Here is a 24,529-nt window from a genome sequence, read left to right on the forward strand (position 1 = left end):
ACGCGGCCGGAGGTCGGCAGAAGCCATGCTGCGCCGGTTACGACAAGCTAGCAAGTAGAATTGGTTCGCGGGTGCATCCGACCGCGGAATTGCGCGTCACGCAATTTTCAGCGCGAGATCGTTGCCTTCCGTCTCGGCAAAGCCGGCCTGCAGCACCTCTTCGCGCTTGTGGCGCAGATGCGCGCGCAGAATATGCGAGAGGCCGGCCCCGTCGCGCCTCTGCAGCGCGTTCAGGATCGCTTCGTGCTCCTTCACCGCGAGGGCCCAGCGCTGCGGTGTCATCGGCGTGACGTAACGCGCGCGGCGGATGCGTGCCGTCACCGATGTGTAAAGTCCCGCGAGCACGGGATTTCCGGCCGCGGTGACGATGGCTTCGTGAATGGCGCGGTTGCCGCGGTAGTACTGGATCAGGTCGCCGTCGCGATAATGCTGCACCATGGCTGCATGCGCGGCGGCAATTGCGTCGATCTCGGCGTCCGTGATGCGCTCGCAGGCGAGCTCGCCGGCGAGGGCCTCCAGGCCCTGGCAGACTTCGAACAGGTCGCGCATGTCCTTGTCGGTCAGTTTTGCCGCGCGCGAGCCGCGATGCGGCAAGAGCTGCACGAGCCCTTCGGCGGCGAGCACCTTGAGTGCTTCGCGCAGCGGCGTGCGCGAGATGCCGAGCCGCTCGCACAGTTCGCGCTCGGGAATCCGGGCGCCCGGCGGAATCTCGCCGTCGAGCAGGATCGCACGGATACGGCTGACGACATCCTCGTGCAGCATGGGACGGGGTGCTCCAATTTGAATGCAAAACGTGAGTTTCGGATCGAAATATCGAAGTTTCAGCTTGCTAATCGCAGATTTTGCATTCAAAAATGTAAAAAACAAGAGGATATGAGGAAATGGATCTGGCGGCGGAGGCGCACGACCTCGTTTTTGAATGCAACGACGGCATCGGGCGGATCACCTTCAACCGGCCGCAGGCGCGCAACGCCTTCACTTTCGCGATGTACGAACGGCTCGCTGCAATCTGCGAGCAGGCCAACCGCGACCAGACCATCAAGGTGCTGGTGCTGCGCGGAGCCGGCGACAAGGCCTTCGCCTCGGGCACCGACATCAACCAGTTCCGTGAATTCAAGACGCCGCAGGACGCGATCGACTACGAGAACCGCATCGACCGGGTTCTGACCACGCTGGAGCAGTGCCGGGTGCCGACCATCGCGGCGATCAACGGGTTCTGCACCGGGGGCGGGGCGGGCATTGCCGCGGCCTGCGACCTGCGTATCGGCACGGCAAGCGCGAAGATCGGCTTCCCGATCGCCCGCACGCTCGGCAATTGCCTGTCGATGTCCAACGTCGGCCGTCTCACCGCGCTGATCGGCGCTGCGCGCGTCAAGGACCTGATCTTCACCGCGCGCCTGGTCGATGCTGCGGAAGCCGCCAGCATCGGGCTGCTCGGCGAGGTCGTCGAGGATCTTGCCGCGCTGGACAAGCGAGCCGACGAGGTCGCCCGGCTGCTCGCGAGCCACGCGCCGCTGACGCTGAACGCGACCAAGCAGGCGGTCGCGCGCCTGCAGCGGCGGCTGTCGCGGGACGAGGGCGAGGACCTCATCCTGATGTGCTACACGAGCCAGGATTTTCGCGAAGGGCTCGATGCTTTCCTCAACAAGCGCGCGCCGCAATGGCGCGGCCAATAGGACGCCCCGATGCAAAGCTCGCCATCCACCTCGCGCCGTTCGGGACCGCTCGCCGGCCTCAAGGTAGTCGATCTCACCCATGTCATGGCGGGACCGACCTGCACCCTGATGCTCGCCGACATGGGCGCCGACGTCATCAAGATCGAGAAATCGCCGAACGGCGACGACACCCGTCACTCGGTGCCGCCGAAGATCGGGGATGAGGCGGCCTCCTTCCTGATGATGAACCGCAACAAGCGCGGCATCGTGCTGGACCTCAAGACCGAGGGCGGCAAGCAGGTGCTGCGCCGCCTGATCGCAGAGGCCGACGTGCTGGTGGAGAACTTCGCGCCCGGCGCGATGGAGCGCCTTGGCTTCGGTTACGAGGAGCTGCACGAGCAATATCCATCGCTGATCTATTGCTCGCTGTCGGGCTTTGGCCGCACCGGTCCCTACAAGCACCGCCGTGGCTTCGATCTCGTCGCGCAGGCCATGAGCGGCATCATGAGCTTTACCGGAGAACGTCCCGACGGTCCGCCGGTGAAATGCGGCCCGCCGCTGTCCGACATCACTGCCGGCCTGCTCGCGAGCATGGGCATCCTTGCGGCCTACACGCACCGTCTCAAGACCGGCGAGGGGCAGTGGGTCGAGACCTCGCTGTACGAGGCCGCGCTGGTGCAGACCTATTGGCAGTCGACCATCGCGCTCGCCGCAGGCACCGCGCCGCGCGCGATGGGCTCGGCCCATCCGCTCAACGCGCCGTATCAGGCGTTCGAAGCCTCGGACGGCTGGCTCGTGGTCGGCGGTGCCAACAAGAAGCACTGGCTGTTGATGCTGGAGGCGCTCGGCGCGAGTGAGCTCGCCGCCGATCCGCGCTTCGAGAGCGGCGCCGACCGCATGGCGAATCTTAGGGAGCTCGAAGCGGTCTTGAGCGAGCGCTTCCGCACCCAATCGCGGGCGCACTGGCTCGCCGCGCTGGACGAGAAGGGCGTGCCGTGCGGCCCCGTGCACGACATGCTGGAGGCACTCAGCGATCCGCAGACGCTGGCGCGCGAGATGGTCGTCGAGGTCGAGCATTCCACGCTCGGTCCCGTGAAGACGATCGGGCTTCCCGTGAAGTTTTCGGAGACCCCAGGCAAAGTACTGTCAGGCGCACCGGTCTACGGTGAGCACACGAGAGAGGTGCTGGCGGAGCACGGGTTCGACCAGATGCAGATCGAAGCGCTCGCCAAAGAAGGCGCCATCGTCCTGGGCTCGGCAAGACGCGAGGAACGCGTCGCCTGACCGGACGTCGATACGACAAGACCAAAGATAAAAAATACCAGCTGGAGGAAATCATGGGTCGGACGTCAACATTTCTGCTCTCCGCGGCCGCGACCGTGCTCGCCGGCACCATGCCGGCGCTCGGTGCCTGGCAACCGCAAAAGCCGATCGAGCTCGTGGCGACTGCCGGGCCGGGCGGCGGCACCGACAATCTCGCCCGCGCGGTGCAGAACATCATCACCAAGCACAAGCTGACGGAGCAGCCGGTCGTCGTCGTCAACAAGGGCGGCGGCAGCGGCGCCGAAGGCTACGTCTACGGCAAGGCGTCGGCCGGCGATCCCTACAAGGTGATCTTCGGCACCTCGAACGCCTGGCAGCAGCCGCTCGTCTCCAAGGTCGCCTTCAACTACACCGATCTCACTCCGATCGCGGCGATGGCGCAGGACGAGTTCCTGCTCTGGGTCAAGCAGGATTCGCCTTACAAGAATGCGGGCGATTACCTGAAGGCGGCGGCAACTGGCGAATTCAAGATGGGCGGCGCGCAGTCCAAGGACACCGACGAAGTCCTGACGCGCATGATCGAGAAGGTCGGCAAGGTCAAGCTGACCTACATCCCTTTCAAGAGCGGCGCCGAGACCGCCGTGCAGCTTGCCGGCGGACATCTCGACTCCCACGTCAACAATCCCAGCGAGAGCCTCGGGCAATGGCGCGGCGGCACGCAGCGTCCGCTCTGCGTGTTCAGCCCGAAGCGGTTGCCGCAGGGTCCGAAAGTCACCGCGACCGAAGGCTGGAGCGACGTTCCGACCTGCGTCGAGCAGGGCCTCGACATCAAGCAATATGAGCAGCCGCGCACGGTGTGGCTGCCCGGCAAAGTCACCCCGGACCAGGCTGCGTTCTATGTCGACCTCATGAAGAAGGTACAGGCAACGCCGGAATGGAAGGACTACATCGAGAAGACGTCCCAGGTCGACACCTTCCTGACCGGCGCCGAGTTCGACAAGTTCATCAAGGCGGACCTCGAACACGTCAAGCAGGTCGCCGGCGAGCAGGGCTGGCTGGTGAAGTGAGGCGGGGTGGGCAGGTCGCCTGTGGCCATCCTTCGAGACGCCCGCCTGCGGCGGGCCCTCAGGATGAGGTCGCAGGTTGTGCCGCGATGCTGGACCCTCATGGTGAGGAGCCCGCCAAAGCGGGCGTCTCCAACCATGAAAGGCCGGGCACTTTCGGCAGCCGCCTCGCTGTCAGATGCGATAGCAGAGCTATCATAGGTAAAACACCATGATCTCCCGTCGCGCCCTCGAATTCGCCACCGCCGTCCTCACCGGCGGTTTCGGCGTGACCGTCGTCATCTCCAGCCTCGACAACGGTATTGGCTGGTCGAGCGCGGGCGTCGAGGCCGGCACCTTTCCGTTCCTGACCGGCATCATCATCGTGCTCGGTAGCCTCTACAATCTCGTGCGCGGCGTGCTGCCGGCAGCATCTTTGGCCAATGTCCCGGTCGCGATCACACAGGTGGAGTTGCGCCGGCTTGCCGGCCTGTTCGTGCCGGCCGCGATCTTCGTGGCCGCGATTCCACTCGCTGGGATGTACGTCGCCTCGGCGCTCTATGTCTTCGCAGTGCTGGCGATCCCGCGGCACCAATCCGTGCCCCGCGCGCTGGCCATGGCGGGGGCGACCGCGCTGGCACTCTATGTCGTGTTCGAGCGCATGTTCCAGGTCAGCCTGCCGCACGGTGCGCTCGCCGCCGCGTTCGGGTTCTGACGGAGAAGCCGATGGACAATCTCGCGGAGCTGCTGCACGGCTTCACCATCGCGGTCACCGTGCCGCATCTGGCCCTGATGGTCGTCGGCGTGCTGCTCGGCATTCTGGTCGGCGTGCTGCCGGGGCTGGGCGCGCCGAACGGCGTGTCGCTGCTGTTGCCGCTGACCTTCGGCATGCAGCCGGTGTCGGCGATCATCCTGCTCTCCAGCATGTATTGGGGCGCGCTGTTCGGCGGTTCAGTGACCTCGATCCTGTTCAATATTCCGGGCGAGCCGTCGTCGGTCGCGACCACTTTCGACGGCTATCCCATGGCACGGGACGGCCGGCCGACCACGGCGCTGGCGACCGCCTTCGGTTCGGCGGCGTTTGGCGCGCTGGTCGGCGTCGTCCTGATCACGTTCCTGGCGTCCTGGGTGGCGCAGGTCGCGCTCGCCTTTGGTCCCGCCGAATATTTTGCGGTCTATTTCCTGGCCTTTGCCAGCTTCGTCGGCATGGGCGGCGCGGCGCCGATCAAGACGGTCGTGGCGCTCGCGATCGGCTTTGCCATCGCCGCGATCGGTATCGACACCGTCTCCGGCAGCGTGCGCCTCAACATGGGGATCGACGAGCTCGTCAAGGGCGTCAGCTTCGTCGTCGCGGTGATGGGCCTGTTTGGCATCGGCGAGCTGCTGGTCGCGGTCGAGGAGGAGTTTCATGCCCGCGCCGTGTCCTCCAAGATCGACTGGCGCGAAGTGTTTCGTGCCGTCGGCCGTCTGCCGCGGCATGGCGTGGCGCTGCTGCGCAGCGCTGCGATCGGCTGCTGGATGGGAATTACGCCGGGCGGCCCGACCGCGGCCTCGTTCATGAGCTATGGCATTGCGCGCCGGTTTTCGCGCCGCGGCCGGTATTTCGGCACGGGCGAGGTCGAAGGCATCGTCTCGCCGGAAACCGCCGATCATGCCGCCGGCACCAGCGCGCTCTTGCCGATGCTCGCGCTCGGCATTCCCGGCTCGGCGACCGCGGCCGTCATGATGGGCGGCCTGATGATCTGGGGCCTCAATCCCGGACCGATGCTGTTCGTCGACCAGAAGGACTTTGTCTGGGGCCTGATCGCCTCGATGTATGTCGGCAACATCGTCGCGGTCGTGCTGGTGCTGCTTACCGTTCCGGTCTTCGCCGCCTTGATGCGGATTCCGTTCGTGGTGATCGCGCCGCTGATCGTGATCATCTGCGTCGTCGGCGCCTATTCCGTCTCGAACTCCTATCTCGACGTCGTCATGATGCTCGGCTTCGGCGTCGTCGGCTATCTCTTCAAGAAGCTGTTCTACCCGCTGGCGCCCCTCGTGCTCGCCATCGTCATCGGCGACAAGGCCGAGGACGCGTTCCGGCAGTCGATGCTGATGTCGAAGGGATCCCTCGGCATCTTCTTTGCCAACAAGCTGGTGACATGCCTGATCGTGGCCGGGATCGCGCTGCTGTTGCTGCCGCTCGTGCTGCAGCTCGCGCGCCTTTGGCGCAAACCCGCATCCCCCGACGCGACAAGCCAGGAGAAAGCGATCATATGACCGCAAAGCCGCTGATTGCGCTCGCCATGGGAGACCCCGCCGGCATCAGCCCCGAGCTGACGGCCAAGCTGGTGGCGCAGGACGACATCCGCGCGCGCTGCCGGCTCGTCGTCATCGGCGATCGCCGCATCTTCGACGAGGGCGCGCGCGTTGCCGGCGTCAAGCCGGCGTTGACGACGGTGGAGCAGGGCGCCGATTATCGCGCGGCCGCGGGCGAGGCGCTGTTCGTCGACCTCGGCCATCTCGACCCCAAAGAAGTCGAGCCGAAGATGGCGACGCTTGCCGGAGGAAAATTCGCACTGACCAATTACAGGCACGCGCTCGAGCTAGGCCGCAACGGCCGCGTCGACGCGGTCTGCTTCACCCCCTTCAACAAGCAGGCGATGCGGCTGGCGCGGGCCGGGTACGACGACGAGATCGCGTTCTCCGCCGAGGTGGTCGGCCTCGAGACGCCCGCCAGCGAGTTCAACGTGCTGGACCGGCTCTGGAACGCGCGGGTCACCTCCCATATCCCGCTGCGGGACGTCGCGGCAAAGCTGTCCAGCGAGCGCATCCATCGTGCGCTCGCGCTGACCGATGCCTGCATGCGCAAGGCCGGCTTCGCGCGGCCGCGCATCGCGGTCGCCGGTCTCAATCCGCATGCCGGCGACGGCGGCAATTTCGGCCGCGAGGAGATCGACGTGATCGCGCCCGTGGTCGCAGCCGGCCGGCGCGAGGGCATTGCGGCGGAGGGACCGTTTCCCGCCGATACCGTGTTTCTGCGCGCCAAGGCCGGCGCCTTCGATGCGGTTCTGACGATGTATCACGACCAGGGCCAGATCGCGATGAAGCTGATGGGCTTCGATCGCGGCGTCACCTTGCTCGGCGGCTTCCCGTTCCCGATCTGCACGCCGGCGCACGGCACTGCCTACGACATCGCAGGCCAGGGCATTGCCTCGATCGGCGCCAGCCGCGCGGCGGTGCTGCTCGCGGCGGAGATGGCGGCGCGTCACCGTTCCTGAGCCCACCGTGAACCACCAATGCGGTGATACTCTGAAACAAAACGATCGTTCGGCAGATTGCCGTCCTCGTTCCGCGAATATTCCCTCTTCAGGCCATTGAGAAAGAACATTTCGTGCGCACGCGCATGCTTGGCCTCGATGGGGCCGCGCGATTCCAGGTCGAATAGCCCATGGACGTGCCCTGCCACGGTGTCCGAGACGTTGATCCGTCCCGCTATTCCGAACGCTTCCATGAACCACGCGGTGTTGACCGCATCACCCCAGATGTCGAAGGTCATCCTGCGGTTGCCGACGACACCGGAGATGACCGGGCCGGTGTGTATCCCGATGCGCAATTGCAGGGCCTGTTGGCCGGTCGCTTCGTATTGCGCTCCGAGATGGTCGAGCTGGCCTCGCATCTCCAGCGCCGCCAGGCAGACGTCGATCGAGTGCCGCCGGTCGGGCGAGAACACCCCGGCAACCGCCATATAGGCATCGCCTATGGTCTTGACCTTCTCCAGACCGTGTCGGGCACCGATGTCGTCCAGAGCCGAAAAATATTGGTCGAGGAGATTGATCAGCCTGGCCGGCTCGGTCCGTTCGGCGAGCAGGGTAAAGCCCTGGATATCCGCGAACAGAATGGTGGCCGACCGGGTATATCTCGGCTGAACCCTGCCGTGGCGCGTCAGCTCGGTGGCAACCGGTGCCGGCAAGACGTTACGCAGCAGCTGCTCGGCGCGCTCTCTTTCGGTAGCAGCCTCGAGGCGTGCCTGCTCCAGCTGCTCGATGATCTGGCGGGACTCGATCAGCTTGCGGCGCAGTTCCAGTTGGGCCAGCACCTGATGCGACAGCATTCGGAGAGCTTCCGTCTGCTCGAAGGAAAGCTGCCGTGGCTCGAAGTCCATCACGCATAGTGTTCCGAGCGCATAGCCTTCATCGGTGATGAGGGGCATGCCGCAATAGAATCGGCAGGATGGCTCCAGCGAGACCATCGGGCTGTTTTCGAAACGCGGATCTCGTTTCAGGTCGGGAATGACGAGCAGCTCGGTGCCGCAGATCGTCGTTGTGCAGACTGCGTTCTCGCGCGGAGCGTCGGTGACGTCAGCCGGTAGGCCATACTGCGCCTTGAGCCAACGCCGCTCGTCGTCGATGAAGCTGATATAGGAGACCGGGCAGCCGCAAAGTTGCGCCGCGAGCTCGGCGATCTCGTCATAAGCGGCTTCAGGCGCGCTATCGAGGATGTCGAGCGCGCGCAGGGCGGCCAATCTCTCAGTCTCATTTGCGGGTGCCGGTGACGGCATGCTGGTCTCCGTCGCGGAGAACCCCGGATGGCTCCCGCCGGTTCGAAAGCCGGCGATCGACCACCCCGTTCATTTGGGACGTGCCGGACGTGCCACAAGTGGTGTTCCGCAGCAGAGCTGCGCCGGTTCCATCGTCGGGCAGTCTTGTACGGATCTCATGCTCCGGAGCGCCATGGAGGGGCGATCCGAGCCAAACGCCACATCGGGGCAATCAGCAAGCTGCGGAGTTGGGGGCGTTCACTGCGGTTGTTTCGTGATGGCAGGTCTCACAGGCTTGCGAGCCATGTCGCGAGCGGGGTTTTTCCGAGCCGGGCTTCGCCGAGCGGGTTCAGCGATGTATCGTCGATAAGGCCGCCGTAATACGGCGCCTTCGGGTCTCCGACCACCGGTCGCGTGTCGTCGGATGCCTTCAGGCGGCGTGCGATGAATTCATTGAAGGGAGCCTTCTCGGGACCCGCGATGTCGATCGTGCCGTTGAGCGGGTTGCCCGTTGCCACCTCAGCGAGGTGAGCGGCGACGTCGTCGGCAGCGATCGGTTGAAACAAGGCCGATGGAACGACGACCTTGCCGTCAATCGCACTCATTTCGGCAATGGCGCCGAGGAATTCGAAGAACTGGGTGGCGCGCACGATCGAGTAGGGGATCGGCGAGGACTTGATGATTGTCTCCTGCGCGAGCTTGGCACGGAAATAGGCGTTGTCGGGCGACCGCTCGGTCCCGACGATCGACAGCGCCACGTGATGCTTCACCGCCGCGGCAGCCTCCGTCGCGACGAGATTTTCGCTTGAGCGTTCAAAGAATGCGAGCACGGCGGCCGGCTCCCAGGACGGCGCATTGGCAACATCGACGACGACATCCGCGCCTGCCAATGCCGCAGCGAGGCCGTCACCGGTCACGGCATTCACGCCTGATTTCGGCGAGGCTGCCACGGCCTCGTGACCTTGCTGCTTGAGCCGCACCACGAGCTTGGATCCGATCAATCCGGTCCCGCCGATCACGACAATCTTCATGAAAGTCTCCTCAGCATGGGGCAAATGTCAGCTTGGTGAAGGCGTGAAGCGACGCTCGGTCCGCCGCTCGACGCGAGCGCTACCCGAGCAATGCGGCGAGCTTTTGCCCGGAACCGGCCTGGCTCGTCGGAAAATGCTCAATCGCGCATGTGGGAATGCGAGCTGGTCGGTCGGGGATCATTCCCCTCTTGTACTAGAGTGCGGGCCTGGTCATGGTCGCGCCAGGAAGGCCGGCGTTTTGCCCGACGTGTCAAAAGAGCTTGGCGAGACGGCGTTCGGGCGGGCGCAAAACGCCAATGAAAACAACCCCGAGTCTACTGTGCATGGGGTTGTTTTCGCGTTTTTGTATCGGCCTGCTGGCTCACGCCCCGCAGATGATGACGCCGTACCAGCCGAGCCCGCGATAGGTCTCGTAGCCCGGCGTCGCATGGAAGGCGATCAGTGAACCGTTGTGGTCATGATAGAAGCCGGAGCGCTGGCCGTTCAGCGCGATCGAGATGCGCTCGCTGAGGATGCCCTGGCCGTCGGACGCCGCGATCACGCGCAGGTTCGAATCGACCAGCAGCACGCGCGCCTTGTCGCTGTCGCCGACGCGCACGCCCTGGACGATGGCGCGGGCCTGCGGCTCCCAGTCGAAATGGATGGCGAGCACGCCGATCGGGGCGCCGCTCGCCTGGCCGCCGGCGCGGACGCTGGCGCAATAGGTCGCCACCTGCGCGTTGCCGAGCAGCGGCTGGTTCTCGACGTCGCCTGCGACGTAATCGTCGCCGGAGCGCAGGCCCTTCGCCTCGCGAAACCATTTGGTGTGGGCGACGTTCTGGCCGACGACGCGGAAGCGGTCGGCCCGGCCGTTGGCGATGACGTTGCCGTCGAGGTCGCAGAGCCAGAGGTCGAGATAGACGGTGTAGGCCCCGAGGATCACGCCCAGGCGCTGCGAGGCGTGGGAGACGGCTGCGGCGCTCGGCGATGCCGCACAATCGACCACGGCGGAATCGGTCGCCCACCAGCGCACGTCGCAGGTACGTTCGTAGAGGTTGCGGTCGATCAGCTCGATCGCGTTCAGCGACAGGTCCATCATGCGCTCGCCGCGCGAACGCTGGCTCATGCGTTCGATCGAGGAGACGAGGTCGCCGGTGCGCTTCGTCAATTGGGTTTCGAGCTCGCGTGCGATGGTCTCGACCTGCTGGCCGACGCCGCGCACCTCCTGCGCCACCACGGCAAAACCCGCGCCTTGCGCGCCGGCGCGCGAGCTCTCGATCAGCGCGTTCAGCGCCAGCATCTTCATCTGGTTGGTGATCTGCTGGATCGACTTGGTCTTGTCGACCGCGATCTGGTTGACCTCCGCGGTGAGGCGGTTGATCAGCGCGGAAATGTCGGAATCGTCCTCAGCGGGTTCGGGGGCGATCGGCTTGGCCTTCAGACCCAGCGCAGCAGACATCGGGGGCATCCCTTGGCAATGAGGTCTGATCTGCAACGAACCCGGAACTACAAATTACAGATCGAATACGATTCTTTTTCGAAGATTCCGCCTAACGCCTGCTTAATTTGCTGTTCGGCGGATTGCCCAAATGATAGTCACTCAGCGCAGTAAATCGGCAATCCACCGCTTTGTGCACCGCGGAGATTGCAAATGCCCGGAGATTGCGGGCCAATCACTCCGCAAGCCGGACCGGCACGACCTCGTCGGCTGCGGCTTCCTCAAACCAACTGCGATCCATGACGCCGCCTGCCACCGCCTTGCCCGTCGAAGCGCCCCAGGCGTTCCTCGGCGTCGCGCGCTCGCTGACCGACAAGCTCTGGCGCGACCGGCTGGATGCCCGGGGGGCGGCCCAGGCGCTCGCGATCGTGCAGCGGCACCAGCTTCCGGAATTGCTGGCCCGGGTGCTGGCCGGCCGCGGCGTCGACATCGACGCAGTGCCCGACTTCCTCGATCCGACCATCCGCAAGCTCATGCCGGACCCCTTCACGGTGACGGAAATGGAAGCCGCGGCGAAGCGGATCGCGGATGCCGCAGTGAAGGGCGAAAAGGTCGCGATCTTCGGCGACTACGATGTCGACGGCGCGACCTCGGCGGCGCTGCTCACCTGGCACCTGCGCCATTGCGGACTCGATCCGCTGATCCACATTCCCGACCGCATTTTCGAGGGCTACGGACCGAACACCGAAGCGGTGCGTGCGCTCGCCGCGAAGGGCGCCACCTTGCTCGTCACCGTCGATTGCGGCACCACCAGCATCGAGCCGCTGGCCGAGGCCAGGCGCCTCGGCATGTCCGTGGTCGTGATCGATCATCACCAGGCCGGCACCGAGCTGCCGGAGGTCGACGCGCTGGTCAATCCGAACCGGCTCGACGATCTCTCGGGCCTCGGCCATCTCGCCGCCGTCGGTCTCGTGCTGGTGACGCTGGTGGCGGTCAATCGCGAGCTGCGTCAGCGCGGTTTCTGGAACGCGGAGATGCCCGAGCCGGATCTGCTCGGCATGCTGCATCACGTCGCGCTCGGGACGGTTGCGGACGTGGCGCCGCTGATCGGTCTCAACCGCGCCTTCGTCGCCAAGGGCCTGATCGCGATGCGCCGGCGCGACCATGTCGGCCATACCGCGCTGATGGACGTGGCGCGGCTCAACGGGCCCCCGGAGGCCTGGCATCTCGGCTTCATGCTGGGGCCGCGCATCAACGCGGGCGGCCGGATCGGCCGCGCCGATCTCGGCGTGCGGCTGCTGCTGGAGGGCGACAGCGTCGAGGCGGCGCGGATCGCGGCCGAGCTCGACCGCCTCAACAGCGAGCGCCGCGTGATCGAGCAGGCGGCGGAGGCGCAGGCCGAGGCCGAGGCGCTGGCCTCGATCGGGCTGGAGGACAAGCTCGGCGTCATCGTCACGGCCTCCGAAGGCTGGCATCCCGGCGTGGTCGGCCTCGTGGCCTCCCGCCTCAAGGAGAAGTTCGCGCGGCCCGCCTTCGCCATCGCCCTGGAGCCCGGCGGCATCGGCACCGGCTCGGGCCGCTCGATCGCCGGCGTCGATCTCGGCAAGGCGGTGCGGCAGGCGGTGGCCGATGGCATTCTGCTCAAAGGCGGCGGGCACGCGATGGCCGCGGGCGTGACGCTGCGGAAAGAGAAGCTCGCCGAATTTCGCGCCTATCTCGAGAACGCATTGGCGCAGGACGTCGCCGAGGCCCGCCACGTCAACGAGCTCTATATCGACGGCGCGGTTTCCGCGCGGGCAGTGACGACGGAGCTTGCGGCAACGCTCAACCGCGCCGGTCCGTTCGGCAGCGGCAATCCGGAGCCCGTGCTGGCGCTGCCGGCGCACCAGCTCGTGTTTGCCGACGAGGTCGGCCAGGCTCACTTGAGGCTGCGCTTCAAGTCGGGCGACGGCGCCATCGTCAACGGCATCGCGTTCCGCTCGGTCGGCCAGAAGCTCGGCAACGCGCTGCTCGCCAATCGCGGCCAGCAATTGCATGTCGCCGGCTCGCTCTCGGTCGACCGCTATCAGGGCGCCGAGCGGGTGCAATTCCGCGTCGTCGACGTCGCGCTACCGGACCAGGGGCCGTCCGTGATTAGATGACGCATGATCCGGACCCGAAGGGCCGCGCAAGCGCAAAGCGTGAAGCGGTTTTCCGAAAAGATCATGCGTGAAAGATAACGTCTCGAACAACAAGAAAAGGGAGTGAACATGGCAGGGCAGGTCGAGGGCAAGGTCGCGCTGGTGACGGGCGGGGCCTCCGGTATCGGCGAGGCCATCGTCGAGCTGTTCGCGCGCGAGGGCGCGACGGTCGTCATCACGGACATCGACGAGCTGCGCGGCCCGGAGCTCGCCAAACGCGTGACAAGTGCCGGCCGCAAGGCGCTCTTCCTGCAGCAGGACGTCACCAGCGAAGAGCGCTGGATCGACGTCGTCGCCGAGATCGCCAAGCGCTACGGCCGGCTCGATATCATGGTCTCCAATGCCGGCATCGGCATTGCGGTGCCCTCGATCGTCGACATGACGCTCGCTGACTGGCGCAAGCAGAACGCGATCAATCTCGACGGTGTCTTTCTTTCAGTCAAGCATTGCCTTCCCCTGATGCGCAAGCATGGCGGCGGCTCGATCGTCATGATGTCATCGCTGGCGGGCCTGCGCGGCGCGCCCGGTCTGTCGGCCTACTCGGCGACGAAGGGTGGCGTGCGGCTGTTCGCCAAGTCGATCGCCATGGAATGCGCGGCGGCCGGCGACGGCATCCGCGTCAACTCGGTTCATCCCGGCATCATCGACACGCCGATCTGGGGCAAGATCCCGACCGGGGCGACCGGCGCCGGCCAGAACGCGCCGATCGATCCGGAGGAACGGGCCAAGGTCGCAACTCCGCTCGGCCGCGCCGGTCAGGCCGCGGAGATCGCCTCCGGCGTGCTGTACCTGGCCTCCGATGCCTCGCGCTACGTCACTGGCAGCGAGCTCGTGATCGACGGCGGCATGAACGCAGGCGGCGTGCCGCGGCGGGCCTGACGCCGCGCAGGGCAGGGTGGCACAGCGCAGGGGCTGACGCGCTGGCGCTGCCGCTGTACAACGCGAATAGCTCTCGACCGACAGAGGTGTTCTTCGCCATGGCGCACAGCCTTCACGCTACCTCACCCGCGCCGTTCCGCTCGAACCGGCCGGACCTTGCGACCGATGCGATCCGCACCGCGCGCGAGGACCTGGCCGCCTGCTTCCGCATGGCGGCGCGCAACGGTTTTGAGGAAGGCATCTGCAATCACTTCTCGGCCGTCGTGCCTGGTCATGACGACCTGTTCCTGGTCAACCCCTATGGCTATGCCTTTCGCGAGTTGACCGCCTCGAAGCTCCTGATCTGCGACTTCCACGGCAACGTGCTCGACGGCGAGGGCGTGCCCGAGGCCACCGCGTTCTACATCCACGCCGAGATGCACAGGCTGCTGCCGCGCGCCAAGGTCGCCTTCCACACCCACATGCCCTACGCCACGGCGCTGTCGATGACCGAGGGCGATCCCCTGATCTGGGCCGGACAGACCGCGCTGAAATTCTATGGCCGGACGGCTGTAGACCGCGACTATAATGGCCTCGCGCTCGACAACCGCGAAGGCGCGCGGATCGCCTCGGCGGTGGGCGACGCCGATATCGTCTTCATGAAGCATCACGGCGTGATGGTGCTGGCCCCGACCATCGCGGAGGCCTGGGACGACCTCTATTACCTCGAGCGTGCTGCCGAGGTGCAGGTTCTGGCGATGTCGACGGGACGGAAAGTGCAGCCGGTCGATCCCGCCGTTGCGGCCGAGACCTACCGGCAGATGCGCGAGGGCGATAGTGAATCCGCAAGGCTGCATCTCGCCGCGATCCGGCGGCAGCTGGATGCGGAAGAGCCGCAGTACAGGCATTAGCGTGGTTGCGTAGCCCGGATGGAGCGCAAGCGTAATCCGGGGGGCCCGACTGCCGATGAAGATTCCCGGATTGCGCTTCGCTCCATCCGGGCTACGGGACGGCTTGTGCCCTACGACCCCTGCCGCAGCTTCGCCAGCACCTTCAGCCCGCCGTAGCCGTCCGCCGGCGTGATGCCTGCGCGCTGCTGAAAATCCTTGACCGCCTTCATGGTGTCGTTGCCGACGCGGCCGTCGGTGCCGCCGGTGTCGAAGCCGGCCTTGGTTAGGCGCGTCTGCATCTCCTGCACCTCGGCGAGGGTCAGTGCGCGCTCGGAGCCGGGGAAGGGCTGGATGAACGGCGGTGCGCCGAGGCAGCGGTCGCCGAGATGGCAGATCGCCAGCGCATAGTTCATCGAAGGGTTGTAGCTCTTCACCGAGTAGAAATTCGGTCCCAGCAGGAACGTCGGCCCGCCCGCGACCGGCGTCCACATCTGCGCGGATGCATTCGGTTGCGGGAAGGGCTGGCCGTCGGCGCGGGTGACGCCGGCCGCCTGCCAAGCCGCATAGGTGCGGTTGCCGCTGATATTGCCGGCGGCGCGCACCTCATAGCCCCAATGCTCGCCGCGATGCCATTTGCCGCGATTGACCAGATATTTCGCGGTCGAGCCCAGTGCGTCGTCGGGCTTGCCGAACGGCGACACCTTGCCGTCGCCGTCATAGTCGATGCCGACATTGAGCCAGACCTCCGGCATCCATTGCGAATGCCCCATCGCGCCGGCCCAGGAGCCCTTCATCTCCTCCGGCGTGCTCCAGCCCTTGTCGACGATGCGCAGCGCGTTGATGAGCTCGGTCTCCCAATAGGTCTTGCGGCGCGGCTCGTTCCAGGCGAGCGCGGCGAGCGAGGGAAACACCGGCCTCATGTGATTCTGCTGCACCAGGGGATCGCCATAGGCGGACTCGACGCCCCACAGCGCCAGCAGCGTGCCGCGTTCGACGCCGAAATCGCGCTCGATGCGGGCGAACAACGTCTCGTTGTTCTTCAGCGCGATCTTGCCGTTGATGATGCGCCAGTCGGAGACGCGGCGATTGATGTACTGCCAGACCTGCTCGTGGAATTCGGGCTGATTGCGCATCTGCTTGAACACGCTCATGTCGGGTTCGACCCGCCCCATCACGCGTTGCCAGGTCGCGGCGGAAATGCCCTTCGTCATCGCACGTGCACGAAAGCTCTCGCGCCATTCTTCGAAGCCCGGAGGCGCAGCGAAGACATCGGCGGGTGTGGCGAGCAGAGCCGCCACGCCGACCGCGGATTTCAGCAGATTGCGTCGGGTGTGATCGGTCGAGGAATCAGCGTGTTTCATGGCGCCATTCTAGCGCGAAACAGCGCTCCTGTGAGCCGGTTCCTGGAGCGGCCGGAACCGGCATTTGCCTGGAACCAATGGTCGCAGCTTCGCATTCCCTTCCCAGCACAACCAGGAGGACATCATGAGAAAGTATCTGTTTGCCGCTGCCATGGTCACCGCCATTGCGGCCCCTGCCTTGGCCGATGAAGTCGGCGTTCGCGTCGGTCCGGTCGGTGCCGGTGTGACGGTTGGCCAGTCGCCGGATTATCGCGTTCGGGAGCGTGATCGCACCACGGTCATCAAGGAGCGCGAGCCTTCGAGCCGCACCACCGTGATCAAGAAGGAAGATGAATTCGGCAATCGCAGCAAGACCGTGATTCATCACGACAACGACTGACGGAACAGGCCCCGGCCCGAGTGCCGGGGCCATTTCGATTCATCGAGAATCGGGGTGGAATGAAGATACGCACGCATGCGGAAAGCCATGTCGTCGAGCTCGACGACGGCTCGCAATGGCAGATCTTTCCCGGCGATCTCGCGACCACGCTGAGCTGGAAGCCCGAAACCGATCTGCACCTGGAGCCAAGCCGCGACCGGGTGAGTTCGCATGTGCTGGTCAACGCTGACGACAAAACCCGCGTGCGGGTGATCGCTGCGGGCGAAGCTTGGCCGGACGGCGAGGTCAAGGATGCGCTGAAGGGCGGGTAGAGGCCCTGCGGGTCGCCACTTGCGGGTCGCAAGCGGCGGGAGGGGGCCGTCTAATCCTCTTGCAGCTCGGTCGCGATGCCGGTAAGCCAGCGCCGGATTGCAGTCTCCGTCTTCGGATCCAGGCTCCGAGCAAGGCGCTTCTCCAATTCGATCACACGCTCCCGGCAGGCTTTCAGAAGCGCCGTACCGCGCGTCGTCAGTGTCCATTGCTGGATGCGGCCGTGAACGGGATGGGGCGTCATCACGATCGCGCCGTCACGTTCGAGATTGCGGATGATGACCCCGACGGTCTGCGGCGTCAGGAAGGTGAGGCGGGCAACGTCGGCGCCTGACAGACCCGGATAGGCATTCAGCATCGTCAGCACGGCGAATTGCGGCGAGGTCACACCGAGATCGGCGAGGGCCCGCTCCATCGTCAGCCGAACCGCGGCATGCGCCTGGCGCAGCAGATAGCCGAGATAACCTTGCTCGCCGCGCTTGCCTTCGCCGGGAGCAGGGACGCGCACTTTGCCGTCGCCGGCAGCTTCTTGCGTCTTGCGGACAGTTTTCGATCTTGTGACGACAGCGGTCTTGCGCGACATATCAGAGCTCTTATAAGATATAAGGACACTTACAATAAGACGAGGTGAACCGCAATGTCACAGGCCCGCAGCGAATACGAGGATTTCAAGAAGATCGCGCCCGACGTATTTGATGTGGTGCTGGCGCTGGGGCAGCTTGCGGGCAAGGCCGGCCTGGATAAGCAGCTCGTCGAGCTCGTCAAGCTGCGCGCCTCGCAGATCAACGGCTGTGCCTTCTGCGTGCAGCACCACGTCCTGCTGTCGGAACGGATCGGCGTTCCCGTCGACAAGCTTCATCTGGTCGCAGTCTGGCGCGAGGCGCCGATCTTTGCGCCGCGCGAGCGGGCCGCGCTGGCCTGGGCCGAAGCCTTGACCTTGCTGGGGGACGGCGTCAGCGAGGAGGTCTACGCCGAAGCCGCCCGGGAATTCTCCGAGAGCGAGCTGATGTACCTGACTTCGGCCGTGGCTTCGATCAACGTCTGGAACCGGTTTGGGGCTGCGTTTCGTTGGACGCCGGCGTTGCGGCCGGCGGCCGCGCATGCGGCTTCCTGATCGGCGCGCGGGGAGGTCACCATGACAGCCATGAGTTTCTCTGCCGTGCAACGCCCGGCACCGTCACGTTCCGCGGCGTTCGCCGCCGTCGCCGGGCTCGCCTGCGCGCTGGCAATCGGCAAAGCGCTTCCTGTGACGATGGACACTGTCTCGGGCGCACTGGCGCCGCTCTGCGCCAGTGCTGCGGATGGCTCGTCGCTCGACAAGGTCGAGCCGATCGGCTCCTACGCGCTGCCCAACGTCCCGGGCAAGCGCGTCACCATCGTGCGCGTCTCCTACGGTCCCGGCGGTTTTTCGCGGCCACATCGTCACGCAGGCTCGGTGACGGCCCATGTCACCAAGGGCGAGATCCGCTCCCAGCTCGGCGGTGGCCCGGTCGAGACGTTCGGCGTCGGCCAGTCGTTCTTCGAGCCGCCGGGCTCGACGCATCTGGTCTCGGCCAATGCCAGCGCGACCGAGCCGGCGGAGTTGATCGCGGTGTTCGTGGCGGATGAGGGCGCGCAGCTCACGACGTTCCTGGATTAGCTAGGGCTCGTCGGTCGGACGCGGCTAAGAGGCCCGATCCCGCGATCGCCTCAACCGTTTCCAGGCCGGTGCGAGTCCGTATTCGACGGCCGGAATTGCAAGCGCACCGATGATCAGCCCAAGCACGCCCGAGATGGCGGCTTCGACCGACCATTCGACGATACCGGCAATCGATGGAAGGAGATGCGCGGCAGCCTCGGTCGCGGCATGGACCGTGTGGCCGACCGCGGGCGGGCCGTATTTTTCAATGCCGTGCAGGATGATGCCGCCGCCGACCCAGATCATGGCGGCGGTGCCGATGGTGCTCAACACCGCCAGGAAGGCGGGCATGCCGCGGACGAGCGCGCGCCCGAGCAAGCGGATCGCGCCGCCAATGAAGGAGGCGCCGTCGTAACGCGCAAGCGCCAGGCCGGCATCGTCCGCCTTCACGATCAGCGCGACCACGCCGTAGACCCCGACCGTGATGGCGAAACCGACCAGCGCCAGCACCAGCGCCTGTGTCCAGATGCTGCCCACGGGGATCGCCGCCAGCGTGATCGCCATGATCTCCGCCGACAGGATGAAATCCGTCTTGATGGCGCTCGCGACCTTCTCGTCCTCGACCGAGCTTGCATCCGGCGCGATCGGCTCGAGTTGCGCTTCATGATGGTGCGCGTGATGCGGCATCACGGCTTCAAGCACCTTCTCGGCACCCTCGTAGCAGAGAAAGACGCCGCCCAGCATGAGCAGCGGCGTGACCGCGGCGGGAAGGAAATAGCCGAGCAGCAGGGCGATCGGCAGCAGGATCAGCAGCTTGTTGCGCAGCGATCCGACCGCGATCTTGCCGACGATCGGCAGCTCGCGTTTCGAGGCGAAACCGATGACGTAATTCGGCGTGACGGCCGCGTCGTCGATGACCACGCCGGCGGCCTTTGTGCCCGCTTTGGCCGCCTGGCCCGCGATATCGTCGAGCGAGGCCGCCGCCACCTTCGCGATCCCCGCGATGTCGTCGAGAAGACCGATCAGTCCGACACTCATCAACCCTGTCCTTTGCTCGTTGGAGCCGGTGTGCCCGACGACAGCTCTTGCAAGCCGTCAGTTGTCCTCGCCGCTCGATCCTTCGCGCAGGTCCGGCTTGAGCACGTCGTCCGGCAAGGCGTGTGCGACCGGCTGCGCCGTGACCGCGATTTCCGGGCCGATTTCGTGGCCGCGGGCGCGGATCAGGCGTTCATAGGCGGAGACCAGGGTGACGTAAGGGCTGACCCAGATCCAGCCGTCGCGTGTGAACACCTGCACGTCGAAATGCAGATGCAGCGACGTTCCCGCGGGACGGTCGAGATAATTGGAGATCACGCCGATTTTCTCGCCCTCGGTGACGCTACGGCCATTGAGCACGCCGTCGGCGTTCATCGCGTTCGGGTTCATGTGCATGTAGCGGAAGCGGATGTGCTCCGTCCGGCTGTTGACCTGGAGCGTCACGGCCTGGTCCTTGGCTGCGCGGATCACGATCGCGTCACGCACGGCCACGACCGCGTGCTGCTTGGGATCGCAGGGCTCGCGGCGCTCGCCGGCGGGCGGGCAATCGGCCGCGCGGATGTCCTCGCCCTGGTGGCCGTAGCCTCCGCCGCATTGCCACACCTCGAAACTGCGCGACTCGCAGAAATTGTCGCGCCAGGGATAGGCGGTTGGTCCCTCGCTTTTCTCGCGCTTGCCGTAGGATTGCGAGCGCACGAAGGCGGGAGCCTTTTCGAGCGGAAAGCGGATCTGGGCATAGGCCATCACGTCGGGATGGCCGCCCTGCTTGCGGTAACCGGTGTTCGGGATGATGTCGCCGCTCGGCCGGTAGCTGAAGTCCGGCGAACGCGCGGCCGGGCGATCGAGCACTTTCGAGGCAATGTCCGTCAACGGCCGCATGCGTTGGCCGCCGGCGACACGCAGGGCCTTCAGGAAGCGCTCGGCGACCGGATAGGCCTCCTTGCAGGCGAGCCGCCGCGGCTTGGCGACGCTGTCGAGGCACTGGATCGACACCACATAGGCGACGCCGAAACGGCTGAAGGCGTAGCGGACATAACCTTCGCGGATGAAACGTCGCAAATCCGGATAGAGCGTCGCGAGCGGCTTGACCTGCTCGCCCTTGCCTCCTGAGGGATCTGCGATGTCGTAGACGAGCGCCGAGCCCGTGATCTGCACTTCGACCGGCCGTGCGAACACGCGGGCCGGCATGCCGTCGCCAGCACCGGGCTCGAGCGAGAAGGTCGCGCTGTAGCCGGCGGGGCCGGCATCGAACATGTCGACGGGATTGAAGTCGGCTTGGTATCGCGAAAGTGCGAGCGTCGCGGGCGCGCCGCTGCGTTGCCCCTCGAGGTAGGATGCAGCGTCGAACGGCAGCAGCACGGGCACCGGGCTACGGGTGATGCCGGTGAAGAAGCGCGAGGAGACCGCGTTGAGCTGGACCAATGCGGGCGTCGCGCGCGGATCGTAGCGCGGCACGGAACGGCGCGGCGCGAAGACGAAATCCTCCGCGACCCGGGGGCGGCTGTTGATTTCGGTGCGGAACTGGTCGAGCGCTGCGCGCCAGTCGACGCGCAGGGCCGTGAGCGAGGGGCTGCGGAATTCATCCGCAGCGAGAGCAGAGGCGCCGAAGAGCGAAAGCGACGCCAGGAGTTGCGAGACGAAGCGGAAACCTTTCCCAACCACTGTCCCGCCCCCCGGCGCCATCTGTTGCGACCGCTCTGGTCCCCGTCAGTCCTTGGCGCGCTCGGAATAGGAGCCGTCTTCGGTCATCACCACGATGCGGGTGCCGACCGAGATGTGCGGCGGCACGGTGGTGCGCACGCCATTGGAGAGCACCGCGGGCTTGTAGGACGACGATGCGGTCTGGCCCTTGGTCACCGGCTCGGTCTCGACCACTTCCAGAGTCACGCGCTGCGGCAGCGCGATCGAGACCGGGTTGGTGTCGTGCATGGACAGCTTGACGGTCATGTCCGGCTGAAGATACGCGGCCGCGTCGCCGACGACGTCCTTGGGAACCTGGACCTGATCGTAGGTCTCCGGGTTCATGAAGTGGTAGCCGTCGCCATCGTCATACAGGAACGTGTAATTGCGCTCTTCGATGGTGGCCTTTTCGACCTGGTCGGTGGTCTTGTAGCGCTCGGAGATCTTTACCCCGTCCGAGATTCGGCGCATTTCGATCTGGCTGACCGGGGTGCCCTTGCCGGGATGGATGTTCTCGGCGCTGACGACGACATAAAGCTTGCCGTCTTGCTCGATCACGTTGCCCTTGCGAATAGAACTGGCGATGACTCTCAAAGTGATATTTCCTGCTTGCTTGGTCCGGCACCGGCCAGGACGTGGTCAAATCGATGGGGGACTTGGGGCCTCAAATCGGACCTCGGCGCCCGTTTCGGGCCGCAACATACTGATTTTGCCGTTAGATGCCAGCGTTTTGCTCGCGCCTGGGGCGGTCGGTTCATGACTGGGGACAAGCCGATCTCACCGTTCTGGTCGCCTGACCGCCACCTCGACCGGCGGCCCTTCCTCAGGGCAAGGGGGGTCATTACCAGCGCAATACGGGGCTTTTTCGCCGAGCAGGGCTTCGTCGAGGTCGAAACCTCCGTTCTCCAGGTCTCCCCGGGCAATGAGACCCATCTGCACGCCCCCCGGACCGAGCTGATGCGGCCGGACGGCAGCCGCGCCAGGCGTTACTTGCGGACATCGCCCGAATTCGCCTGCAAGAAGCTGCTGGCGTCGGGCGAGACGCGGATCTTCGAGCTCGCCCGGGTGTTCCGCGACCGCGAGCGCGGCGACCTGCATCTGCCCGAATTCACCATGTTGGAATGGTATCGGGCCGGCGCCTCCTATGACGCCATCATGGCGGACACCGTGGTCGTCATCGCCCGGGCCGCGCAGGCGACCGGGATCGGGATCTTCTCATTCCGCGGCCGGACCGCCGATCCCTTCGCCGAGCCGGAGCTTCTGACGGTCGCGGGCGCTTTCGAGCGGTTCGCCGGCATCGACCTCTTGTCGACAATCTCAGGCAGCGAGGGTAACCGTGCCACGCTCGCCTCGGCGGCCGACGGAAAGGTTCGGATAGCGGAGGACGACACCTGGTCCGACATCTTCAGCAAGGTCCTGGTCGAGCATGTCGAGCCGCATCTGGGGCAGGGACGTTTGACCATCCTGTTCGAATACCCATCTCCAGAGGCGGCGCTGGCGCGCGTCAAGGCGGACGATCTGAGGGTCGCCGAGCGCTTCGAGGTCTATGCGTGCGGCGTCGAGCTCGCCAACGGATTTGGGGAACTGACCGACGCCGAGGAGCAGCGCAAGCGCTTCACGGAATCGATGGCCGAGAAGCAGCGCCGCTACGGCGAAGCCTATCCGCTGGATGAGGACTTTCTGGCCGCAGTTGCGGCAATGCCGGAGGCGAGCGGCGTTGCGCTCGGCTTCGACAGGCTGGTGATGCTGGCGAGCGGCGCATCGCGAATTGACCAGGTGGTGTGGACACCGCCAGCAAATGAAACGTCTAGTGAGACATGACGAAGACCAATCTTGCACGTACCTTGCGTGAGCCGGCCGAGCTTGTGGCCGAGCATCTTGCTCCGGCGGCAGCGCTGCCCGCGCTCGAGCGCGTGGCCGCGCGCTATGCGGTCGCGATCACGCCGGCGCTGATCGAGCTGATCGACCCGTCAGATCCCGACGATCCCATCGCCCGTCAGTTCGTGCCGACCGCCGCGGAGCTGGAGATGCAGCCGGGCGAGAATGCCGATCCGATCGGCGATCATCCGCACTCGCCGGTACCAGGCATCGTGCATCGCTATCCCGATCGCGTCTTGTTCAAGCTCGTTCACGTCTGCGCGGTCTATTGCCGCTTCTGCTTCCGCCGCGAGATGGTGGGACCGGGCAAGGAGAGCGCGCTGTCGGACGATGCCTATCGCGCGGCGATCGACTACATCCGATCGCATCGCGAGATCTGGGAGGTGATCCTGACCGGCGGCGATCCGCTGATGCTGTCGCCGCGGCGGATGAGCGAGATCATGGCCGACCTCGCGGCGATCGAGCACGTCAAGATCATTCGTCTTCATACCCGCGTTCCGGTGGCCGAACCCGGGCGCATCAGCGAGGAGATGGTTGCGGCGCTCAAGGTCGAGGGCGCGTCCACGTGGGTGGCCGTGCATGCCAATCATGCGCGCGAATTGACGGGGACAGCGCGCGCCGCCTGCGCGCGGCTCGTCGATGCCGGCATTCCGCTGGTGAGCCAGTCCGTGCTCTTGCGCGGGGTCAATGACAACATTGCCGCCTTGTCGGATTTGATGCGAGCTTTCGTCGAATGCCGGATCAAGCCCTATTATCTGCATCACGGCGATCTCGCACCGGGCACGGCGCATCTGCGGACGACGCTGGCGGAGGGGCAGGACTTGATGCGGCAGTTGCGCGGTCGGGTGTCAGGACTGTGTCAGCCGGACTATGTCATCGACATTCCCGGCGGCGCCGGCAAATCGCCGGTGGGGCCCAGCTATGTTCTGGCGCAGCAAAATACCGCAACCGATGCACGTGAAGCGGAGACGAAAACGAGCTATCGTATCGTCGACTATTGCGGCGACGTTCATCTCTATCCGCCTGAGACCTGAGCGGTGGGAAGCGCCGGCTTGAGAATGGAGGATCGGACATGAAGAAGATCATGCTGGCAGCATCGCTCGTGGTCTTGCTCGGCGGCGCGGCGATCGCGCAGACCGGCGCCAAGGGCTCGACGTCGAGCGGCGCGAGCTCCGGCTCGGTGCCGCCGGCTCCCGTGGGCCATCGCCAGCCGCGCGCCGCGGACGTGCCGAGCAAGACTGTGAGCGACCCGAACGATCCACTCAGCAAGGAAAACCAGGCGCTCGACAAGAAGATCAAGAGCATCTGCCGCGGCTGCTGACCGCTTCCACCTCTCCCCGGCGGGGCTACGGCATTCACACATCGTTGTTGAAGACCGAAAGGATGTCTGATTCCGTGTCCATCCTGGACAGG

General features: G+C 65.6%; 25 protein-coding genes. 16 read left to right on the plus strand and 9 right to left on the minus strand.

Going from position 1 to position 24,529, the window contains the following annotated elements:
- Positions 1–96: 96 nt before the first annotated feature.
- Positions 97–762: a GntR family transcriptional regulator gene (locus tag DCM80_RS27280; protein WP_028136616.1), complete on the minus strand. Its 666-nt coding sequence runs from the start codon at positions 760–762 to the stop codon at positions 97–99.
- Positions 763–881: 119 nt separating this feature from the next.
- Between DCM80_RS27280 and DCM80_RS27285 the strand changes: the two genes are divergently transcribed.
- The 6 genes from DCM80_RS27285 (at position 882) to DCM80_RS27310 (ending at position 7,221) form a co-directional block, all read left to right on the plus strand.
- A complete protein-coding gene (locus tag DCM80_RS27285; RefSeq protein WP_257194531.1) occupies positions 882–1,676 on the plus strand; it encodes an enoyl-CoA hydratase/isomerase family protein in 795 nt (264 codons plus the stop codon).
- 9 nt (positions 1,677–1,685) lie between these two features.
- The gene (locus DCM80_RS27290) at positions 1,686–2,939 is read left to right on the plus strand and encodes a CaiB/BaiF CoA-transferase family protein (protein ID WP_257194532.1); all 1,254 of its coding nucleotides are present in this window, start codon (positions 1,686–1,688) and stop codon (positions 2,937–2,939) included.
- A 53-nt stretch (positions 2,940–2,992) separates the two neighbouring features.
- A complete protein-coding gene (locus DCM80_RS27295) occupies positions 2,993–3,985 on the plus strand; it encodes a tripartite tricarboxylate transporter substrate binding protein (RefSeq protein ID WP_257194533.1) in 993 nt (330 codons plus the stop codon).
- A gap of 208 nt (positions 3,986–4,193) precedes the next feature.
- Positions 4,194–4,676 carry a tripartite tricarboxylate transporter TctB family protein gene (locus tag DCM80_RS27300; protein ID WP_257194534.1) on the plus strand — a complete coding sequence of 161 codons (483 nt, stop codon included), beginning with the start codon at positions 4,194–4,196 and terminating at the stop codon, positions 4,674–4,676.
- 11 nt (positions 4,677–4,687) lie between these two features.
- Positions 4,688–6,220, plus strand: a complete 1,533-nt coding sequence (locus tag DCM80_RS27305) for a tripartite tricarboxylate transporter permease (RefSeq protein WP_257194535.1) — start codon at positions 4,688–4,690, stop codon at positions 6,218–6,220.
- Positions 6,217–7,221: a 4-hydroxythreonine-4-phosphate dehydrogenase PdxA gene (locus DCM80_RS27310; RefSeq protein ID WP_257194536.1), complete on the plus strand. Its 1,005-nt coding sequence runs from the start codon at positions 6,217–6,219 to the stop codon at positions 7,219–7,221. Before DCM80_RS27305 ends, DCM80_RS27310 begins: the two co-directional genes overlap by 4 nt.
- On the opposite strand, the gene DCM80_RS27315 is transcribed toward DCM80_RS27310, so the two are convergent.
- From DCM80_RS27315 to DCM80_RS27325, 3 genes are all read right to left on the minus strand, one after another.
- Positions 7,209–8,465: an adenylate/guanylate cyclase domain-containing protein gene (locus tag DCM80_RS27315; RefSeq protein WP_257194537.1), complete on the minus strand. Its 1,257-nt coding sequence runs from the start codon at positions 8,463–8,465 to the stop codon at positions 7,209–7,211. The two genes, DCM80_RS27310 and DCM80_RS27315, sit on opposite strands and share 13 nt — an antisense overlap.
- Before the next feature lie 302 nt (positions 8,466–8,767).
- A complete protein-coding gene (locus DCM80_RS27320) occupies positions 8,768–9,511 on the minus strand; it encodes an SDR family oxidoreductase (protein WP_257194538.1) in 744 nt (247 codons plus the stop codon).
- A 361-nt stretch (positions 9,512–9,872) separates the two neighbouring features.
- The gene (locus DCM80_RS27325; RefSeq protein ID WP_257194539.1) at positions 9,873–10,949 is read right to left on the minus strand and encodes a methyl-accepting chemotaxis protein; all 1,077 of its coding nucleotides are present in this window, start codon (positions 10,947–10,949) and stop codon (positions 9,873–9,875) included.
- A gap of 278 nt (positions 10,950–11,227) precedes the next feature.
- On the opposite strand from DCM80_RS27325, the gene recJ reads away from it, so the two are divergent.
- The 3 genes from recJ (at position 11,228) to DCM80_RS27340 (ending at position 14,877) form a co-directional block, all read left to right on the plus strand.
- Complete coding sequence (recJ, locus tag DCM80_RS27330; protein ID WP_257194540.1) at positions 11,228–13,069, plus strand: single-stranded-DNA-specific exonuclease RecJ; 1,842 nt, start codon at positions 11,228–11,230, stop codon at positions 13,067–13,069.
- A 108-nt stretch (positions 13,070–13,177) separates the two neighbouring features.
- Positions 13,178–13,987, plus strand: a complete 810-nt coding sequence (locus DCM80_RS27335; protein ID WP_257194541.1) for an SDR family NAD(P)-dependent oxidoreductase — start codon at positions 13,178–13,180, stop codon at positions 13,985–13,987.
- Between the two features lie 98 nt (positions 13,988–14,085).
- Positions 14,086–14,877: an aldolase gene (locus DCM80_RS27340; RefSeq protein WP_257194542.1), complete on the plus strand. Its 792-nt coding sequence runs from the start codon at positions 14,086–14,088 to the stop codon at positions 14,875–14,877.
- Positions 14,878–14,987: 110 nt separating this feature from the next.
- Here DCM80_RS27340 and DCM80_RS27345 read toward each other — a convergent pair whose 3' ends face one another.
- The gene (locus tag DCM80_RS27345; RefSeq protein ID WP_257194543.1) at positions 14,988–16,217 is read right to left on the minus strand and encodes a lytic murein transglycosylase; all 1,230 of its coding nucleotides are present in this window, start codon (positions 16,215–16,217) and stop codon (positions 14,988–14,990) included.
- Between the two features lie 124 nt (positions 16,218–16,341).
- Here DCM80_RS27345 and DCM80_RS27350 point away from each other — a divergent pair, with 124 nt between their 5' ends.
- Both DCM80_RS27350 and DCM80_RS27355 read left to right on the plus strand, forming a co-directional pair.
- Positions 16,342–16,596, plus strand: a complete 255-nt coding sequence (locus tag DCM80_RS27350; protein ID WP_257179584.1) for a hypothetical protein — start codon at positions 16,342–16,344, stop codon at positions 16,594–16,596.
- 59 nt (positions 16,597–16,655) lie between these two features.
- Positions 16,656–16,907, plus strand: a complete 252-nt coding sequence (locus DCM80_RS27355) for a hypothetical protein (protein WP_257194545.1) — start codon at positions 16,656–16,658, stop codon at positions 16,905–16,907.
- Between the two features lie 50 nt (positions 16,908–16,957).
- On the opposite strand, the gene DCM80_RS27360 is transcribed toward DCM80_RS27355, so the two are convergent.
- A complete protein-coding gene (locus DCM80_RS27360) occupies positions 16,958–17,488 on the minus strand; it encodes a MarR family winged helix-turn-helix transcriptional regulator (protein WP_257194546.1) in 531 nt (176 codons plus the stop codon).
- A gap of 54 nt (positions 17,489–17,542) precedes the next feature.
- On the opposite strand from DCM80_RS27360, the gene DCM80_RS27365 reads away from it, so the two are divergent.
- Both DCM80_RS27365 and DCM80_RS27370 read left to right on the plus strand, forming a co-directional pair.
- The gene (locus DCM80_RS27365; RefSeq protein ID WP_257194547.1) at positions 17,543–18,019 is read left to right on the plus strand and encodes a carboxymuconolactone decarboxylase family protein; all 477 of its coding nucleotides are present in this window, start codon (positions 17,543–17,545) and stop codon (positions 18,017–18,019) included.
- A 21-nt stretch (positions 18,020–18,040) separates the two neighbouring features.
- Positions 18,041–18,544: a cupin domain-containing protein gene (locus DCM80_RS27370; RefSeq protein ID WP_257194548.1), complete on the plus strand. Its 504-nt coding sequence runs from the start codon at positions 18,041–18,043 to the stop codon at positions 18,542–18,544.
- 24 nt (positions 18,545–18,568) lie between these two features.
- Here DCM80_RS27370 and DCM80_RS27375 read toward each other — a convergent pair whose 3' ends face one another.
- From DCM80_RS27375 to efp, 3 genes are read right to left on the minus strand one after another with little or no spacing between them, the layout of a single operon-like run.
- Complete coding sequence (locus DCM80_RS27375) at positions 18,569–19,561, minus strand: DUF808 domain-containing protein (RefSeq protein WP_257194549.1); 993 nt, start codon at positions 19,559–19,561, stop codon at positions 18,569–18,571.
- Positions 19,562–19,618: 57 nt separating this feature from the next.
- Positions 19,619–21,241 (minus strand): M23 family peptidase, encoded by a 1,623-nt coding sequence (locus tag DCM80_RS27380; protein WP_257194550.1) that lies wholly within the window; start codon positions 21,239–21,241, stop codon positions 19,619–19,621.
- Positions 21,242–21,265: 24 nt separating this feature from the next.
- A complete protein-coding gene (gene efp, locus DCM80_RS27385; protein WP_257194551.1) occupies positions 21,266–21,832 on the minus strand; it encodes an elongation factor P in 567 nt (188 codons plus the stop codon).
- A gap of 162 nt (positions 21,833–21,994) precedes the next feature.
- On the opposite strand from efp, the gene epmA reads away from it, so the two are divergent.
- Genes epmA through DCM80_RS27400 form a run of 3 tightly spaced genes read left to right on the plus strand, consistent with a single transcriptional unit; the run spans position 21,995 to position 24,437 of the window.
- Positions 21,995–23,059, plus strand: coding sequence for an EF-P lysine aminoacylase EpmA (gene epmA / locus DCM80_RS27390; protein WP_257194552.1), 1,065 nt, complete (start codon positions 21,995–21,997; stop codon positions 23,057–23,059).
- The gene (locus tag DCM80_RS27395) at positions 23,056–24,150 is read left to right on the plus strand and encodes a lysine-2,3-aminomutase-like protein (protein WP_257194553.1); all 1,095 of its coding nucleotides are present in this window, start codon (positions 23,056–23,058) and stop codon (positions 24,148–24,150) included. Before epmA ends, DCM80_RS27395 begins: the two co-directional genes overlap by 4 nt.
- A 38-nt stretch (positions 24,151–24,188) precedes the next feature.
- Positions 24,189–24,437, plus strand: coding sequence for a hypothetical protein (locus DCM80_RS27400; RefSeq protein ID WP_257194554.1), 249 nt, complete (start codon positions 24,189–24,191; stop codon positions 24,435–24,437).
- Positions 24,438–24,529 lie beyond the last annotated feature (92 nt).

The organism is Bradyrhizobium sp. WBOS08, from assembly GCF_024585125.1.
Lineage (GTDB): Bacteria > Pseudomonadota > Alphaproteobacteria > Rhizobiales > Xanthobacteraceae > Bradyrhizobium > Bradyrhizobium japonicum_B.